Origin of the sequence: Thiohalophilus sp. (assembly GCF_031581315.1) — a bacterium.
Taxonomy (GTDB): domain Bacteria; phylum Pseudomonadota; class Gammaproteobacteria; order UBA6429; family Thiohalophilaceae; genus Thiohalophilus.
Genome location: NZ_JAVLAZ010000049.1, coordinates 1 through 16473, shown reverse-complemented (window position 1 = coordinate 16473; position 16473 = coordinate 1). Strand labels below are relative to the sequence as shown.

The following is a 16473-nucleotide window of genomic DNA, read 5'->3' as shown; positions in this document are numbered from 1 at the left end:
ATGTGATGCGGATCCTGGAACGCCGTCGTTGCCGAAGTCACTTCGACATGCTCCTTCCCTATCGCCCGTACCAACGCGGCCCATTCCGGTTCACAGGCCAGAACGTTAATCTTTGCCACGGCCTGACCGGCCGTGGCAAACAGGAGTACAAACAACGGGATGACAAACTGAATATTTCGTCTTTTCATCATCATGCCCTTTTAGTATTTATGCGCGCCGTGTGCACCGAGGCTCATGATGTACTGCAGCATCAGCATGTCGTTCTGCTCGTGCCCGTTATCCAGCTCGCTGTACTGCAGGCGCAGGCGACTGTAATGGCTCGGTGAGTAGTCGATCATCATGCTGTAACGCTCGGGATCCTTCGCTTCCGAACCCAGGCCGGACTCTTCCAGGTATTCGTCCAGAGTGATCCCGCCGTTCACGAAGTTTGTAATCGTGTTATCCGCCTCGAGCCAGTCATAACGCAGCCCCACTCGCCAGGCCGGCATGAACTGGTACACGCCCTGCAGGTAGAAACCCTGCTGTTCACCGGTATAGTCCGCCTCGGCGGAACTACCGTCCTCGCTGAATTGCGAACGGCCTTTTTCATCGCGCACGAAATATTCGGCCTGCAATTTGAAATTTTTCTCCCTGTAATTGCCTTTCGGCGCCCATTTGTACACAAAGTCGATCCCGGCGATATCCACTTCCCCGTTGAGCAGCTCATTATCGACTGTGGCGTTCCCGCCGCCATGCTGGTGGCCGCCCGCCTCGCGCTTGGCAAACTCCGTGCTGTAATAACTGGCACCCAGTTGCCAGCTGGCACTGACGCTGATATCGCCGCCGGTTTTGGCGAACAGCGCTAAACCGTTATTGTTATCCTCATTCTCGCCGCCGGGGAATTCGCTGCCCGTGGTGACTTCCGCGCCCAGTTTCAGATAGTGCGTGGTAGGGGCGATCCAGCGCAGCTGCAGTCCCGTGTCGCTCAGACGACCACCCAGCATGGCCTCATAGACCAGCGGTCGATCGGCAAAGTCATGGGCATGCAGATGAATAGCATTGAGATAACCGATCCCGGAATAGAATCTGCCGCCGCGAACACTCAGGCCGTGTCCCAGTCCAAGGGTTTCAACAAACGCCTCTTCCATCTCCATTTCGGTCGCGCCGTCCTCCTGCACGATGGCCGTGCTCAACTGAGCATAGAATTTATCGTCCACATTGGCCGAGATGACCAGTTCATTGTGCCCCGTGGCAAAGCCTTTCTCGGGCAGGCCGGCCTCACCACCGAGCTGGAACCCCGGCAGTTCCAGCGTTTCGTTATCGATATCGGTATAACGCCCGTCGAGGATCAGGCTTATCGCCGGATTGAATTCATTACCGGTAATTTTTCCCATACCCTGGGCATTGGCGATAGCCGGCATTACGATCATGGCCGCAGCGCCTGAAACCAAAATTGTGATTCTGGACATTATCAGTCTCCCACCTCATTGCCTGTCGCCTATCAGCATGGTCCTCGCATGAGGAAGTCCATGATTGCTACAGGTAGATCAATTCACCATGCAGTCCCCATCGAGACACTGCGTTTGTATTATTCGGTCGGGTGAAGGATCAGTGGTGGGGTGGCGCGCGGGACGCGTTGGCATAGGTCGGGGTGAAATAGACCGGTCGGGCAAAGGTCGGTGCCTTGATGGCCACCGCATCGAACAGGGCAGCGACAACCGCGATCGTCGGCGGGACGGAGAACGTGGGCTGCGCATGCAGGCAGAGCTGGCACTCGGTTTCACCGGTAGCGGCAATATGGCCGCTTTCGTGCAGCAACAGGGCGGACTGACCCAGTACCACGAACAGGATGAGGGCCCGTGCCAGGGTCTGCCATTGAAGCTGTCGCCAGAGGTGCATTGTGTTAACGAAGCCGATTCAGGAAGAGGTCAGTTTGAGGTTATACCCTGAAAACTTGCGCATGTTCAAGACCCCGCTACTCAGAATCAGATACTGGCCCTTGATCCCCTGTAACACACCTTCGATCAGCGGGGTCTTGTCGAAGTTGAGCGACGCCACTTTGGCGGGATAGGCCTGCACCGGATAACGAATTTCAACTGGCGGCTCGTCGTGCAACAGGGCCAGGCTGTTATCGCCCTGTTGTTTGGCCAGTTTCTGCAATGCCTGCTCGCATTCGCCAAACAGGGCATCCCGGCGGGCCGGCAGATCCACCGGCTCGGGCTCGCCCTTGAGCATCCGCTGCCAGGCGGTCTTATCGGCCACATGCTGTTTGAAGATCATCTCCGCCAGGCCGGAGACCAGGCGATTTTTAACCCGCAGGATCGGCAAGGCCTGGCTGGCCCCCTGATCCATCCAGCGGATCGGGATCTGGCTGCCGCGAGTGATACCCACCTTGATGCCGGAGGAGTTGGCCAGGTAGACAACATGATCCTGCAGGCAATGCTGTTCCCCCCAGGCAGGCTCGCGGCAGGTGCCTTCGAAATAATGACATTGCTCGGGCTTGACGATGCAACTGTCACATTGCGCCAGGGAACGGAAGCAGGGATAACAATAGCCCTGGTTAAAACTCTTGCTGGTCTTGCGTCCGCACTCGATGCAATGGATCTCGCCGAGAAATTCCAGCCTCAGATTTTGCCCGATCAGGGAATTGACGGGGATTAACTCATCGCCGACAGGCAGCTGATAGTCAACAGCGTCGCCCAGGCGGGTAACCATTTTGCGGATATTGCCGGAAATCTGCATGAAAGAATTGTCGCACAGTTTACACCCGGAGCCCACAGTCGCACAGCAATTGCTACAGAAAACGCGAGACAAAACGCCAGGTGAAGCGATGGCTCAGTTACCGCGGGTGAAATCCTCACGCATTTGTTTGTAGTAGGCGTTGGTGCCGCCCTTCATGAAGTAATAATCCTTCACGCCCTGCTGCTCGAGGCGATACATCAGCCAGCGGACCTGCTTGCCGGCCTCATCATAAATAAACAGCGTCTCCCCGTTTTGGGCTGCCCGGGCAATAAGATCGCCCATTTTCTTTTCATCGGCCAGCGAGGCACGACGCTCCTTGCCGGTAAACAGTGCATAGCCGGCACGCTGCAGGGGATCACGGGCATCGACGATCAGGATTTTTTCACCATTGGCCTGACTGATAAAGTCTTCCGAATCCAGCAGCCGTTTTTCAAATTCGGATTTGGCGATCAGTTTGTTCGGATCCATGGGTGACTCGCCCAGCAGCACGGAACGTTGCGGCTGATTTTGCGCCCAGTCCATAATCCCGGCATCGAAGCAAAGCACGTTATCCATATCCCGCTGTTGCATCTTACGTGCCGCCTTGTATGACTTCATGCAGGTCTTGCCATTACAGTAGGTGACGATCGGTTTGCCGGGATTATCATCACGCAATTTCTGCATGCGTTCGACAAAATCGGAAGCGCCCAGCGAGACGTGTACCGCCTTGCCAATATGCAGGGTGTCATACTCATACAGGGAGCGGACATCGACGATAACCATCTCGTCATAACGTTCGGCGAGATCGGCCAGCTCGATGTGCTGTACATCCAGATAAAGACTGCGACCGGGGAATTCATCATTGGCCTGTGCCGGAGAAACCGCCAGCAGTAACAGGCCCAATAAAACAGGGACAACACGCATTTGACACCTCTGTAGCTATAATCAACGGGGCGGGGTTTACCCAACCGGAAATACCATCAATTCTACCGGCAAAATGCGTGGCGGATTGAATCTATTTTAATCAGTTCACACGTTTTAGATACGGATTAAGTACGGTGGTACGGGGCGCTCAATTCATGGACGGCATCGATAAAGGCGCGGGCGTGATCCGGATCCACATGCTGGTGGATGCCGTGACCAAGGTTGAAGATATGTCCGGCACCCGGACCATAGCTTTCCAGTATCGTGGCCACTTCCTCACGAATGCGCTGAGGTGAGGCGTAGAGCACACAGGGGTCCATGTTACCCTGCAGGGCAACCTGCTTACCGACCCGCTGGCGGGCCAGGCCGATGTCGATGGTCCAGTCCAGTCCCAGGGCGTCGGCACCGATATCGGCCTGTTCTTCCAGCCACTGGCAACCGCCCTTGCTGAAGATGACCACCGGTACCCTGCGGCCTTCCTGTTCAAGATTCAGCCCGGCAATGATCCGGCGCATATAATCCAGTGAAAATGCCTTGTAGTCCCGGGTCGTCAATACCCCGCCCCAGGTATCGAAAATCATCACCGCCTGGGCACCGGCGGCAATCTGACCATTGAGATAATCGATCACCATCTGCGCCAGTTTATCCAGCAACTGGTGCATTGCCGCGGGATCCTCGTAAAGCAGCCCTTTGACTTTGGCAAATTCCTTGGTGGTCCCACCTTCGACCATGTAGGTCGCCAGTGTCCAGGGGCTGCCGGAAAAGCCGATCAGAGGAACCCGGCCATCGAGCTCGCGCCGGATCGTGCTCACCGCATCCATGACATACCCGAGCGACTCGCTGACATCGGGCACCGGCAGTTGTTCAATCGCGGCAGCCGAACGCAACGGCCGCTCAAAGCGGGGACCTTCCCCCTCGGCAAAATAGAGCCCCAGGCCCATGGCATCGGGAATGGTCAGAATATCAGAGAACAGAATCGCCGCGTCCAGATCAAACCGCTCCAGCGGCTGCATCGTGACTTCAGTGGCCAACTCGGGATTCTTGCACAGATCCAGAAAACTGCCCGCCTTCTCGCGCGTGGCACGATACTCGGGCAGATACCGCCCGGCCTGACGCATCATCCACACCGGCGTCACATCCACCGGTTCACGGGCCAGGGCTTTCAGTAAACGATCGTTTTTTAATTCTGTCATTCTTATTTCAACATTTAAAGTTGCAGATACAAACGGACAAGAATAAAAAATAGTAAAAAAGAATCCGCAAATGCACGCTAATCAACGCAAATGTTACCTGAAATTATTTATACTATTTGCGTCTATTCGCGTTAATTTGCGGACTCATACTTATGTACCCTGAATCGAGACCGGGTACGTCCGTCTGTATCGAGTTCTTATACCTCGAGATAGTCGAGGATGCCTTCGGCGGCTTCGCGGCCTTCGTAGACGGCGGTGACCACCAGGTCCGAACCGCGCACCATGTCGCCGCCGGCGAAGATCTTGGGATTGGAACTCTGGTGTTTGTATTCCTGCTTTTGCGGTGCCTTAACACGACCGCGCTCATCCACTCCGATCTGGTGTTGCTCGAACCAGTCACCGGGACTCGGTTGAAAACCGAAGGCGATGATTACGGCATCGGCCATGATGATCTCCTCGGAACCGGGTACCGGCTCGGGCCGACGGCGACCGCGCTCATCGGGCGCGCCCAGTTGCGTGGTAACGACTTTCACGCCTTCCACCTGGCCATTACCGACGATCTCCACCGGCTGACGATTCCACATGAAATGCACGCCCTCTTCCTTGGCATTGCCGACTTCCCGTTTGGAACCGGGCATGTTGGCTTCATCGCGCCGATAGGCACAGGTCACCGAGGCAGCGCCCTGGCGGATTGAGGTCCGGTTACAGTCCATGGCGGTATCACCCCCGCCCAGCACAACCACGTGGCGGCCCTGCATGTTGATGTAATCCCTGGGATCTTTTTCGTAGCCGTAGCAGTGATTGACATTGGCGATCAGAAAATCCAGCGCGGCATACACGCCGGGCAGATCCTCGCCGGGAATGCCGGCGGTCATGTATTTGTACGTTCCCATACCGAGGAATACGGCATCGTATTGATCGACGATGTCCTTGAAATCGATATCCTTGCCGACCTCGACACCGAGTTTGAATTCGATTCCCATGCCCTCGAGGACCTCGCGGCGCTTGTGCACCACTTCTTTTTCCAGCTTGAATTCGGGAATCCCGAAAGTCAGCAGGCCGCCGATCTCGGGATAACGATCATAGACCGTCACGGCGACGCCATTGCGTGCCAGCACATCGGCGCAACCCAGACCCGCCGGTCCGGCACCGATCACGGCAACTTTCTTGCCGGTCTGCTCGACACCGCTCATGTCCGGGCGCCAGCCCTGCTCGAAAGCGGTATCGCTGATGTACTTCTCGATAGAGCCGATAGTAACCGCACCGAAGCCGTCATTCAGGGTACAGGCGCCTTCGCATAAGCGATCCTGCGGGCAGACGCGGCCACAGATCTCCGGCAACGAATTGGTACGATGGGATAGCTCGGCCGCTTCGGTGATATTGCCTTCGGCGATCAGCTTCAGCCAGTTGGGAATATAGTTGTGAACCGGACATTTCCATTCACAATAGGGATTGCCGCACTCCAGACAACGATCAGCCTGTTGCGCCGCGGTCTCGGCATCATACTCGCCGTAGATCTCGCGATATTCCTTGATCCGGATATCGACCCGTTTCTTTTCCGGATCGATGCGCTTGACCTGTAAGAACTGAAACGTATTAGCCATGATACCCTAACTACCCGGTGAGGCAGCCGGCCGGGACCGGCTGCGGATTACTGTCCTTGCTCTCTAATAAAACTTACGCGGCGCGGCGTTGCAGATCGTCCATCAACGATTCCAGCGTGGCAGCCTTCGGTTTGACCAGCCAGAAATGGCCTACTTCGTCAGCAAAGTTGTCCAGTAACATCTGGCCGCGTTTGCTACCGGTTTCACGCACGAAGTCCTCGATCAGCTCGCGCAGATGGTTGCGATTGGCTTCCATGTGTTCCGGCACGATACGATGAATGTCGACATCGTGACTGACACAATCGACAAACGTATTGTCTTCGTCGTAGACATAGGCAAATCCGCCGGTCATGGCTGCACCGAAGTTGAGTCCGGCCTTGCCCAGCACGGTGACGTGACCGCCGGTCATGTACTCACAACCGTGATCGCCGATGCCTTCGACGACGGCATGGCAACCGGAGTTACGCACGCCAAAGCGTTCGCCCGCCGTACCGGCGGCATACAGTTTGCCCCCTGTGGCGCCGTACAGGCAGGTGTTACCGATGATGGTGGTCTCGTGCGAGGCAAAGGTACTGCCTTTCGGCGGATAGAGCACCAGCTTGCCGCCGGCCATGCCCTTGCCGACGTAATCGTTGGCATCGCCTTCCAGATACATATGCAGACCACCGGCATTCCAGACACCGAAGCTCTGCCCGGCCGTGCCACTCAGACGCAGCACAATGGGATTGTCTTCCATCCCCAGATCGCCGTGGCACACCGCAATCTCGCCCGACAGGCGGGCACCGATGGAACGGTGGGTATTCTGGACCCTGTAGCTGAACTCACCACCGGCCTTGTTTTCGATCGCCGGCAGACAATCGCTGACCATCTGTTCGGCCAATTCGGCCTTATCAAACGGTTCGTTACTTGGTTTCACACAGCATTGCGGTTTATCGTTGGCCACACCGGCATCGCTGAGCAGCGCACTGAGATCCAGGCCGCGCTGTTTGCTGGTCTCCCCTTCGAGAGCTTCGAGCAGATCGGTGCGACCAATCGCATCGGTCAGCTTGCGCAGACCCAGTGAGGCGAGCAATTCGCGCACTTCCTCGGCAATGAAACGGAAATAGTTCATGACCCATTCCACTTCACCCCGATAGTGATCCATGCGCAGGACCTTGTCCTGGGTGGCCACGCCGGTGGCGCAGTTGTTCAGGTGACAAATACGCAGGTACTTGCAACCCATGGCGACCATCGGCCCGGTGCCGAAGCCAAAGCTTTCCGCACCGAGGATCGCCGCCTTGATGACATCCAGGCCGGTCTTGAGCCCGCCGTCGGTCTGCAGGCGCACCTTGTCGCGCAGATCGTTGGCGCGCAGGATCTGGTGGGTTTCACTCAGGCCCAGTTCCCATGGGCTGCCGGCATACTTGACCGAGGTCAGCGGCGAGGCACCGGTACCGCCGTCATAGCCGGAGATGGTAATCAGATCGGCATAGGCCTTGGCCACGCCGGCGGCCACGGTACCGACACCGGCTTCCGAGACCAGTTTGACCGACACCAGTCCGTCAGGATTGACCTGCTTGAGATCGAAAATCAGCTGGGCCAGATCCTCGATGGAATAGATATCGTGATGCGGCGGCGGCGAGATCAGCGACACCCCCGGCTTGCAGTAACGCAGCCTGGCAATCAGCTCGTTGACCTTGTGGCCGGGCAACTGCCCGCCTTCACCGGGCTTGGCGCCCTGGGCCACCTTGATCTGCATGACTTCGGCCGAACGCAGATAGGCCGGGGTGACACCGAAACGGCCGGAAGCGACCTGTTTGATCTTGGAACGCTTGTTGGTGCCGTAGCGTTTGGGATCCTCGCCGCCTTCACCGGAGTTGGAGCGGGCACCGAGACGATTCATCGCCTCGGCCAGGGTTTCATGCGCCTCGGGCGACAACGCCCCCAGCGACATGGCAGCCGAATCGAAACGGGTGGCGATCTCTTCCATCGGCTCCACTTCATCCAGTGGAACATGCTGCTCACTCTCGCGCAGCTGCAGCAGATCGCGCAGAGTCAGCGCCTCACGCTGATTGACCAGCGCGGTGTACTCCTTCCATTTATTAAAGTCGCCGCTTTTGACCGCTTCCTGCAGTGTGCCGATCACATCCGGATTGTAGGCGTGATCCTCACCCCCGTGGATAAATTTGAGCAGGCCGCCCTGCTGGATCGGCTTGCGCTTGTTCCAGGCCAGTTTGCACAGCAGGCGCTGGTCCTCATGCAGATCACTGAAACCGATGCCCTGAATCCGGTTGGTGGTACCGTTAAAGCAAAGATCCACCACGTCCTGATGCAGGCCCACCGACTCGAACAACTGGGCGCCACGATAACTGGCAATGGTCGAGATCCCCATCTTGGAGGTGATCTTGTACAGCCCCTTGTTAATACCTTTGCGGTAATTGGCATCCAGTGTCGCGGCACTGGTTTCGGTGATCTCGCCGCTGCGCTGCATGTCGCGCAGCGCCGCATAGGCCAGATAGGGATAGACAGCCGTGGCGCCATAACCAATCAATACGGCGAAATGATGCGGGTCCCGGGCCGTGCCGGTTTCCACAACAATATTGGCATCGCAGCGCAGGCCTTCATGGACCAGACGATGATGTACGGCGCCTGTGGCGAGCAGCGCGTGCACCGGCCGGGTCTCGCGATTGATCTCGCGATCGCTCAGGACCAGCACGACCTTGCCCTGCCTGACGGCATTAACGGCCTGCTCACAGATATCGCGGATTGCCGCCTCGAGATCCACGTCCCCGGGATAATTCAGCGAGATGAGCTGATTGGCGTAATTCTTTTCGCTTTGTCCCATCTCCAGCAATTGGGTGAACTTGCTGTGCGAGAGCACCGGCGAGTCGACCAGCAGTCGCTCGGCATGTTGCGGGGTCTCCTCGAACATGTTGCGCTCGGGACCGAAGCAGGTCTCCAGTGACATGACGATCTGCTCGCGGATCGGATCGATGGCCGGGTTGGTTACCTGGGCAAACTGCTGGCGGAAGTTGTCATAGGGTGAGCGCACCATGCGCGAGAGCACCGGGAACGGTGTGTCATCGCCCATGGAACCGACCGCTTCCTGGCCGGCTTCGCCCAGCACGCGAATGATCTGATCCCGCTCCTCGAAGGTGACCTGGAACATCTTCTGGTACACATCCACCATGGACTCGTCCACGGGGCAGGCATTGTTCTCTTCCTGCAACTGGGACTTGAGGCGCCGGGCGTGCTCACGCATCCACTGCTTGTAGGGATGGCGGCTCTTGAGATGCTGATCAACATCTTCGGGTAACAACAGTTTGCCGCTGTCGGTATCCACCGCCAGCATCTGTCCGGGCTTGAGCCGGCCTTTGCTGACCACGTCTTCCGGCGCGTAATCGTAGACGCCGATCTCCGAGGCCAGGGTAATATGCCGATCGCGGGTGATCACCCAGCGTGCCGGGCGCAGGCCGTTGCGATCCATACTACAGGCGGCATGTCGGCCGTCGGTCAGCACGATACCGGCCGGGCCGTCCCATGGTTCCATGTGCATGGAGTTGTATTCATAGAAGGCGCGCAGATCCGCATCCATGGTCTCGACGTTCTGCCAGGCCGGTGGAATCAGCAGGCGCATGGCACGGAAGATATCCATGCCGCCGGCCAGCAGCGCTTCGAGCATGTTGTCCAGGCTGTTGGAGTCGGAACCGGACAGGGAAACCAGCGGGCGCACGTCTTCCATCGGGATGTGCGGGCTGTTGAACTTGTGGCCGCGGGCCACCGACCAGTTGCGGTTACCCTGCACGGTGTTGATCTCGCCGTTGTGGGCCAGATAACGAAACGGCTGGGCCAGGCGCCACTCGGGCCAGGTGTTGGTGGAAAAGCGCTGATGGAACACCGCCAGCGCCGATTCCATGCGCGAGTCGTTCAGATCTTCGTAGAACACCGGCAGGTAGGCGGGCATCACCAGCCCTTTATAGGAGACCACGCGCGATGAGAGGCTGGGAATATAAAAGGTGCTGTCCGGCGACTTGATGGCCTTTTCGGTACGCCGGCGGGCTATATATAAGTGTCGCTCGAACTCGATCTCTTCCATCGAGGCGGGGGCATTGATAAAGATTTGCTCGATGGTTGGCAGGGTACGCAGCGCTTCCTCGCCGCAAGCATCGGGATTAACCGGCACCGCGCGCCAGCCCAGCACCTCGAGCCCTTCTTTTTCCAGCTCGCCGGTCAGGGTATCGCGGGCCGCGGTGGCCAGCTTGTCATCGGTGTTGAGAAACACCATGCCCACAGCAAAGCGGTCGTTCAGTTGATAACCCTGTTCGGCGGCAATCGCCTGGAAAAAGCTGGTCGGCTGTTTTAACAACAACCCGCAACCGTCACCGGATTTGCCATCGGCGGCAATCGCCCCGCGATGGGTCAGACGCGCCAGGGCGCCAATGGCTGTTTCGAGAATCCAATGGCTGGCCTTGCCATCCATATGGGCGATCAGCCCGAAACCGCAATTGTCCCGTTCAAAGTTCGGTTGATAGAGCCCGGTCGGGCGTTGTGTCTGTTTGCTTGCTGTCACTGGAACCGCCACCGCTGAATACTTACCGTTATTCGAGGTTTTACCCGCAGATCGCGGGCAAAATGGCCCAGAAGTATACAGCCAGGCTACAGGCCCCTGCAATGCTCCGTAAGGGACTGTTTTAACAGCGGTTTGACCTCGTCAATGACATGAGAAACCACGGGGGTATCGCAAATCCGAGCAAGCTTCAGTTGCGATAGAGATCGGCGTGGATATCGCTGAACGGGCGCGGCCAGGGCGATTGCTCGCGCAGGGAGGTCGGTAACTGTTCCCGGGCGGCCAGGGCCGCCTGACGATCCGCATGGTTACCCAGTACGACCACATACCAGGGGTTCCCCTCGCGACGGGTCTGATAAAACACCGCCTGGCCACGCAGATCATGTCGATCAATAAAGGCGCGCACCGCATCGGCATTGCGCCCGGCAATCAGCTGCAGGGTGTAATGTCCCGGGTCCTGATCCCATAACCAGGCGGCATGATCACGCAGGGCGTTCGAACGCGGTACCGGTTTGTCCGTAATGGAGGTTGTCGAAGTCTCCTCCTGTGCCGCGTTATCTCCCTGTGGTTGAATGTCACCGATGCGTCGAATCCAGGGCTCGATACCGTCGGGCAAATCGCCGATCGCCTGCTGGGCCGCGTCACGATCCGCAAAGCTGCCATAGGCCACGGCATACCAGGGCCGGCCATTGCGCCGACTTTCGAAGATCGCGCTGTTTTCGCTCAGGTTGTGTCGCTCGATGAAAGCCTGCAGATTGTCGCGCTGCTGGGCCGCCAGTAATTGCAGGGTGTAGTGATCGGCGGGCTGGCGTTGCAGCCAGTCGGATGCCGGTTCCGGCGGCGATGATGCTGTGCGCTGTTCAGCCGTTTTCTCCACTGGGCCTTTATCCTGTTGGGTATCCTCTTCCTGCTGCGGCGCCTGAACCTCGAACTGCAGGCTGTCTTTAGCGCCGCTGTCGGGATTACGGGCCACGACCAGCCAGGTTTCCGGTTTCTTGCCGACCGTGATCCGAAAATCGAGCCGGCCGGCATCGACCCGGGTCACACGCGAGGTTTGCAGGGTCTTGCGTTGATTGCCCCACTCGACCGTAATGCGGGTCGTGTCATCGAAGCCCTCTCCCCGCAGGGTCAGGGTCTGCTGGCGTTCGCTGGCCGGTACCGGATTCGGCTCCAGCGACTCGAGGCGTAATGCCGGGGAAAGCGACTCGCTTTTCACCATACCGGGCGGCGCCGTACTATCACTCGCCGCCGGCTCGGCGGACTCGTCGCTCGGGGCTTCGGGTTCCGCCGTTTGGCCGGCGGAGGCTTCCGCCTGACCGGTTTCCGGGGCTTGTGCCGCGACCGGGGCCTCCTCCTGCGACACAGACGGTTCCGCCTCACGCGACGGCCCGGGCGCGGCCTCAGGTGCCGGAAGGCGGCTGCCATCGCCCCCAAATTCGACAATTTTCTCCGCGGCCGGCGGTTCAGCGGGCGTCGGGGCAACCTGTTCGGTCCCGGAAGACGTTATCGCCGGTTCGTCAAACAGGCGGTTGATCTCCTCCTGCCACCAGAGCACTGCCCCGACCAGGATCACCAGCGCCCCTCCCAGGGCGATATAACGGGGATTCAGCCCCTGGCGTGCCTCATCCTCGAGAGACTCTTCTGGCGCCTCTTCCTCCTCGTCAACGGCCGACGTGATTTTGCCGCCGGCCAGCACCTGATGGGCCGCGTCGTTGATCCGTTCGGGGAGACCGCCCGACGACTTGTAGATCCGCCGCACTTCTCTGGGTGAAAAGGGACTGGTGTCTTCCAGGCCGGCAACGGCAAGGCGATGGCGAAGGTATTCCGCCGTCTGTTCCTCGTCGAAGGGCGCAATTCGCATGCGATGGGTGACCCGCTCCTTGAGCGGCTGGATCGCCGCCGACTCCAGCATCACCTCGATGGCCGGCTCGCAAAACAGGACGCTGCGCAACAGATTACCCTCGCCCGCCTCGGCATCGGCAAGATAAAACAGGGCTTCCAGGGCATCCTGGGGGAGTTCGTGGGCATCGTCTACCAGCAATACCGGCACCCGATCCTGCTGCTGCAGTCCGGCCAGGTAACGATAGAGATCATTCTGCAGTTGCGCGGGACTGGCCGGCATATCGATCAGGCCAAAACCCTGAGCAATGCTCGACAACAGCTCATCGGCATCCATCATCGGATGAGCGTCGACCTCACTGATCAGATAGCTGTCATCGGCCTGCCTGATAAAGCGTTGTTTGATGCTGGTCTTGCCGCTGCCCCGTTCCCCCACGACCAGCAGGATCAGCTCGCTATAGCGCGTCAGGTGCTGCAGCATGTTCAGCAGCTGCTGGCGTTCGCCATCCAGGTAGAGAAACCGATCGTCGTGGGTCGAGGAAAACGGCGCGGTCTGCAGACCGTAGCGCGCCAGATAATCGGGCTCCAGGCGGGCCAGCGGGACGGCGTCGTAACTACTCATGCGGTAGTTCCTGTCCTTGCATAAACATCACTTTATACCCGCGTTCGATCTGCATGTCACGGACCCTGAGCAGCGCCGTCTGGGCCTGCTCCAGATCAGTGTAATGATCCTGCTTGACCCGCCCGCGGCTGCCGGTCTCGCCCCAGTTGCGGATCAGGTTCCAGCCATCCACCAGATCCTTTTGCAGCATCAGCTGATAAAAGCGTGGCGGTTTGTCTTCCATGGCCGGAATTTGCATATAGATACGCATAAGCCTGTCAGATCGTTCGGTTCTGGATCCGGATTTGGCTCAGGTCAGCTCTGCCGGATCGAAAATACGGGCATACTCGGCAATGGCGTAGCGATCGGTCATGCCGGCAATATAATCAGCCACGGCCCGCGCCCGGCCATTGGCGCCCTCTTTTTGTTCCATCATATAGACCTTCTGTTGATGTTTGGGCTGCAACAGTTTGGGATCCTCATAAAACGCACTGAACAGCGACTGGATAATGCGCTGGGCCTTGGCCGTCATGCGATGCACGCGATAATGGGAATAGAGCTGGCTGCGTAGAAATTGTTTAAGCGCCAGATTGGCCTGTCGCATTTGTTCGCTGAAGCCGATCAAACCCTGGTGGTGCTGACGAACCACATGGATATCTTGCGGCGCCAGCGTCTCGATCGCGGCCTGGCTGGTTTCCACCAGGTCGATAATCTGACGATTGATCATGCGCCGGATGATCTCGTGAATCAGCCGCCGATCGGTCAGATCGTTGTAACGCCCCCTGACTTCCCGGTATTGATCGTTGAACAGCTCGATCTCCTCCAGCTGTTCGAGGGTAATCAATCCCGAACGCAAACCGTCATCCACATCGTGATTGTTATAGGCTATTTCGTCGGCCAGATTGACCGCCTGGGCTTCCAGTGAGGGCTGGGTCTTGTCAATAAACCGCCGGCCCACCTCGCCCAGTTCCCGTGCATGTTTGAGCGAGCAGTGTTTGAGTATTCCCTCTCGGGCCTCGAAGGTCAGGTTCAGGCCTTCGAAATCAGCATAACGCTGTTCCAGCTTGTCCACGGTGCGCAGCGACTGCAGGTTATGTTCGAAGCCGCCATACTCTTTCATACAGGCGTTTAACGCATCCTGGCCGGCATGACCAAAGGGGGTATGACCAAGGTCATGGGCCAGGGCGATAGTTTCACTCAGATCCTCGTTAATATTCAAAATCCGGGCAATGGAGCGGCTGAGCTGCGCGACTTCAATCGAATGGGTCAGGCGGGTACGAAACATATCGCCTTCATGATTGACGAAGACCTGGGTCTTGTACTCCAGGCGCCGAAAAGCCGCCGAATGCACGATGCGATCCCGGTCGCGCTGGAATTCGCTGCGGTAACTGGGTGACTCTTCGGGAATACGTCTCCCCAGGCTGTTCTCTTCGGTAGCGGCATAGGGAGCGAGAGTTAGCATATAATTTCCGTCAGATTATTCTGTTGCGCGATGTGTCTCGATGGTTTCGCGTAACAGCTCGGGATCAAAACCCGTGGTCACCACAGCGTTACCGACAGCTTCAAGTAATACCAGATTGATCTGGCCGGCGCGGACTTTTTTGTCGACGGCCATCAGTTCCATGAATCGTTCATAGGTCATATTGTGTGGCGCCCGGGTTGGCAGCTCGGCCTTGTCGATCAGATTCTCCACTCGCCGCACATCTTCTTCGGACAACCAGCCCTGGCGCATGGAAAGATCGGCGGCCATCAACATCCCCATGCCAACAGCTTCACCGTGCAACCAGTGACCATAGCCGGCCCCGGTTTCGATGGCATGGCCGAAGGTGTGACCAAGGTTCAGCAGGGCCCGGACGCCGCTTTCTTTTTCATCGGCGGTCACCACTTCGGCCTTGCAGCGACAGGCCGTTTCAATGGCATAGGCCGTTGCCTCGGGATCACGGGCCAGCAGTTTATCCATGTTCGTCTCCAGCCAGCCGACAAACCCGATATCCCGGATCAGGCCGTACTTGATCACCTCCGCCAGGCCGGCACTGAGCTGGCGATCGTCCAGAGTTGTCAGGGTATCAGTATCAATCACCACACAACGCGGCTGGTGAAAGGCGCCGATCATGTTCTTGCCCTGGGGATGGTTGACGCCGGTCTTGCCGCCCACGGAGGAGTCCACCTGGGCCAGCAGGGTGGTGGGGATCTGGATAAAATCCACGCCACGCTGATAACAGGCGGCGGCAAACCCGGTCATGTCGCCAATCACCCCGCCGCCCAGCGCCACCAGTGTGCAATGGCGGTCGAAATGCTGCACCAGCAACTCATCAAAAATCTGGTTCAAAACTTCCAGATTCTTGTACTGCTCACCGTCTGGCAGAATGACATGGCGGGGCTCGAACTCGGCAAAGGCCTGTGCGGCTTTATCGAGATACAGGGGGGCAATGGTTTCGTTGGTAACGATCATCACCTGGGTACCGTTTATACAGGGCCGAATCAGCCCGGCATCGCCCAGCATCTGACGGCCGATGAAAATCGGGTAACTGCGTTCGCCCAGATCGACGTTGAGAGTAATCATTTTGCCTGTCGTTGTGCCGGTAACTATCGGATTATACAGGATAGTCGGCACCCCGGGCGAGTGGCAACGATTCAGGGCAGTTTTTGCAGAATCGACTCGACGACGCTGCGCACGCTTCCCTGACCCGTGCGCATCACCAGATCCGCCAGTTCTAGATAGAGCGGCTCGCGCTCTGTTAACAGCGCCTGTAATCGGGCTTCGGGATCGGCGGTCTGTAACAGCGGCCGGTTCTTGTCCTTGCGGGTTCGCTCCAGTAACTGTTCGATGCTGGCCTGCAGATAGATCACCGTGCCGCGCTCTTTCAGGTGCTGCCGATTCTCCTCGTAAAGCACGGCGCCGCCGCCGGTGGCCAGCACCACATTCTCCCGCGCAGTCAGCTCGTCGATAACCGCCGCCTCGCGCTCGCGAAAACCCCGTTCACCTTCGAGCTCAAAAATCAGGGGAATGTTGACACCGGTGCGGGCCTCGATTTCGTGGTCGCTGTCGATGAATTCCTTGCCGAG

At 58.2% G+C, this 16473-nt stretch carries 12 protein-coding genes and 1 pseudogene; all 13 read right to left on the bottom strand.

Going from position 1 to position 16473, the window contains the following annotated elements; translation table 11 throughout:
* Positions 1–188 (bottom strand): annotated as a pseudogene (locus RI563_RS08555) (zinc ABC transporter substrate-binding protein); the annotation flags it as partial.
* A 12-nt stretch (positions 189–200) separates the two neighbouring features.
* Complete coding sequence (locus RI563_RS08550) at positions 201–1448, bottom strand: TonB-dependent receptor (RefSeq protein WP_310693954.1); 1248 nt, start codon at positions 1446–1448, stop codon at positions 201–203.
* Positions 1449–1587: 139 nt separating this feature from the next.
* Positions 1588–1878 (bottom strand): hypothetical protein, encoded by a 291-nt coding sequence (locus tag RI563_RS08545; protein WP_310693953.1) that lies wholly within the window; start codon positions 1876–1878, stop codon positions 1588–1590.
* Positions 1879–1896: 18 nt separating this feature from the next.
* Positions 1897–2721, bottom strand: coding sequence for a DUF2797 domain-containing protein (locus tag RI563_RS08540; RefSeq protein WP_310693952.1), 825 nt, complete (start codon positions 2719–2721; stop codon positions 1897–1899).
* 93 nt (positions 2722–2814) lie between these two features.
* Positions 2815–3624, bottom strand: a complete 810-nt coding sequence (locus RI563_RS08535; RefSeq protein WP_310693951.1) for a rhodanese-like domain-containing protein — start codon at positions 3622–3624, stop codon at positions 2815–2817.
* A gap of 125 nt (positions 3625–3749) precedes the next feature.
* Positions 3750–4817, bottom strand: a complete 1068-nt coding sequence (gene hemE, locus RI563_RS08530) for a uroporphyrinogen decarboxylase (RefSeq protein ID WP_310693950.1) — start codon at positions 4815–4817, stop codon at positions 3750–3752.
* 197 nt (positions 4818–5014) lie between these two features.
* On the bottom strand, positions 5015–6421 hold the full coding sequence (locus tag RI563_RS08525) for a glutamate synthase subunit beta (protein WP_310693949.1): 1407 nt from the start codon (positions 6419–6421) through the stop codon (positions 5015–5017).
* A gap of 73 nt (positions 6422–6494) precedes the next feature.
* The gene (gltB, locus tag RI563_RS08520) at positions 6495–10970 is read right to left on the bottom strand and encodes a glutamate synthase large subunit (protein WP_310693948.1); all 4476 of its coding nucleotides are present in this window, start codon (positions 10968–10970) and stop codon (positions 6495–6497) included.
* A 187-nt stretch (positions 10971–11157) separates the two neighbouring features.
* Positions 11158–13428 (bottom strand): SPOR domain-containing protein, encoded by a 2271-nt coding sequence (locus RI563_RS08515; RefSeq protein ID WP_310693947.1) that lies wholly within the window; start codon positions 13426–13428, stop codon positions 11158–11160.
* On the bottom strand, positions 13421–13678 hold the full coding sequence (locus tag RI563_RS08510; protein ID WP_310693946.1) for a WGR domain-containing protein: 258 nt from the start codon (positions 13676–13678) through the stop codon (positions 13421–13423). Before RI563_RS08510 ends, RI563_RS08515 begins: the two co-directional genes overlap by 8 nt.
* 39 nt (positions 13679–13717) lie before the next feature.
* Positions 13718–14869: a deoxyguanosinetriphosphate triphosphohydrolase gene (locus tag RI563_RS08505; RefSeq protein ID WP_310693945.1), complete on the bottom strand. Its 1152-nt coding sequence runs from the start codon at positions 14867–14869 to the stop codon at positions 13718–13720.
* Between the two features lie 15 nt (positions 14870–14884).
* Positions 14885–15970, bottom strand: coding sequence for a 3-dehydroquinate synthase (gene aroB, locus RI563_RS08500; RefSeq protein WP_310693944.1), 1086 nt, complete (start codon positions 15968–15970; stop codon positions 14885–14887).
* Positions 15971–16041: 71 nt separating this feature from the next.
* The coding region (locus RI563_RS08495) for a shikimate kinase (protein ID WP_310693943.1) at positions 16042–16473 on the bottom strand (432 nt) is incomplete at its 5' end.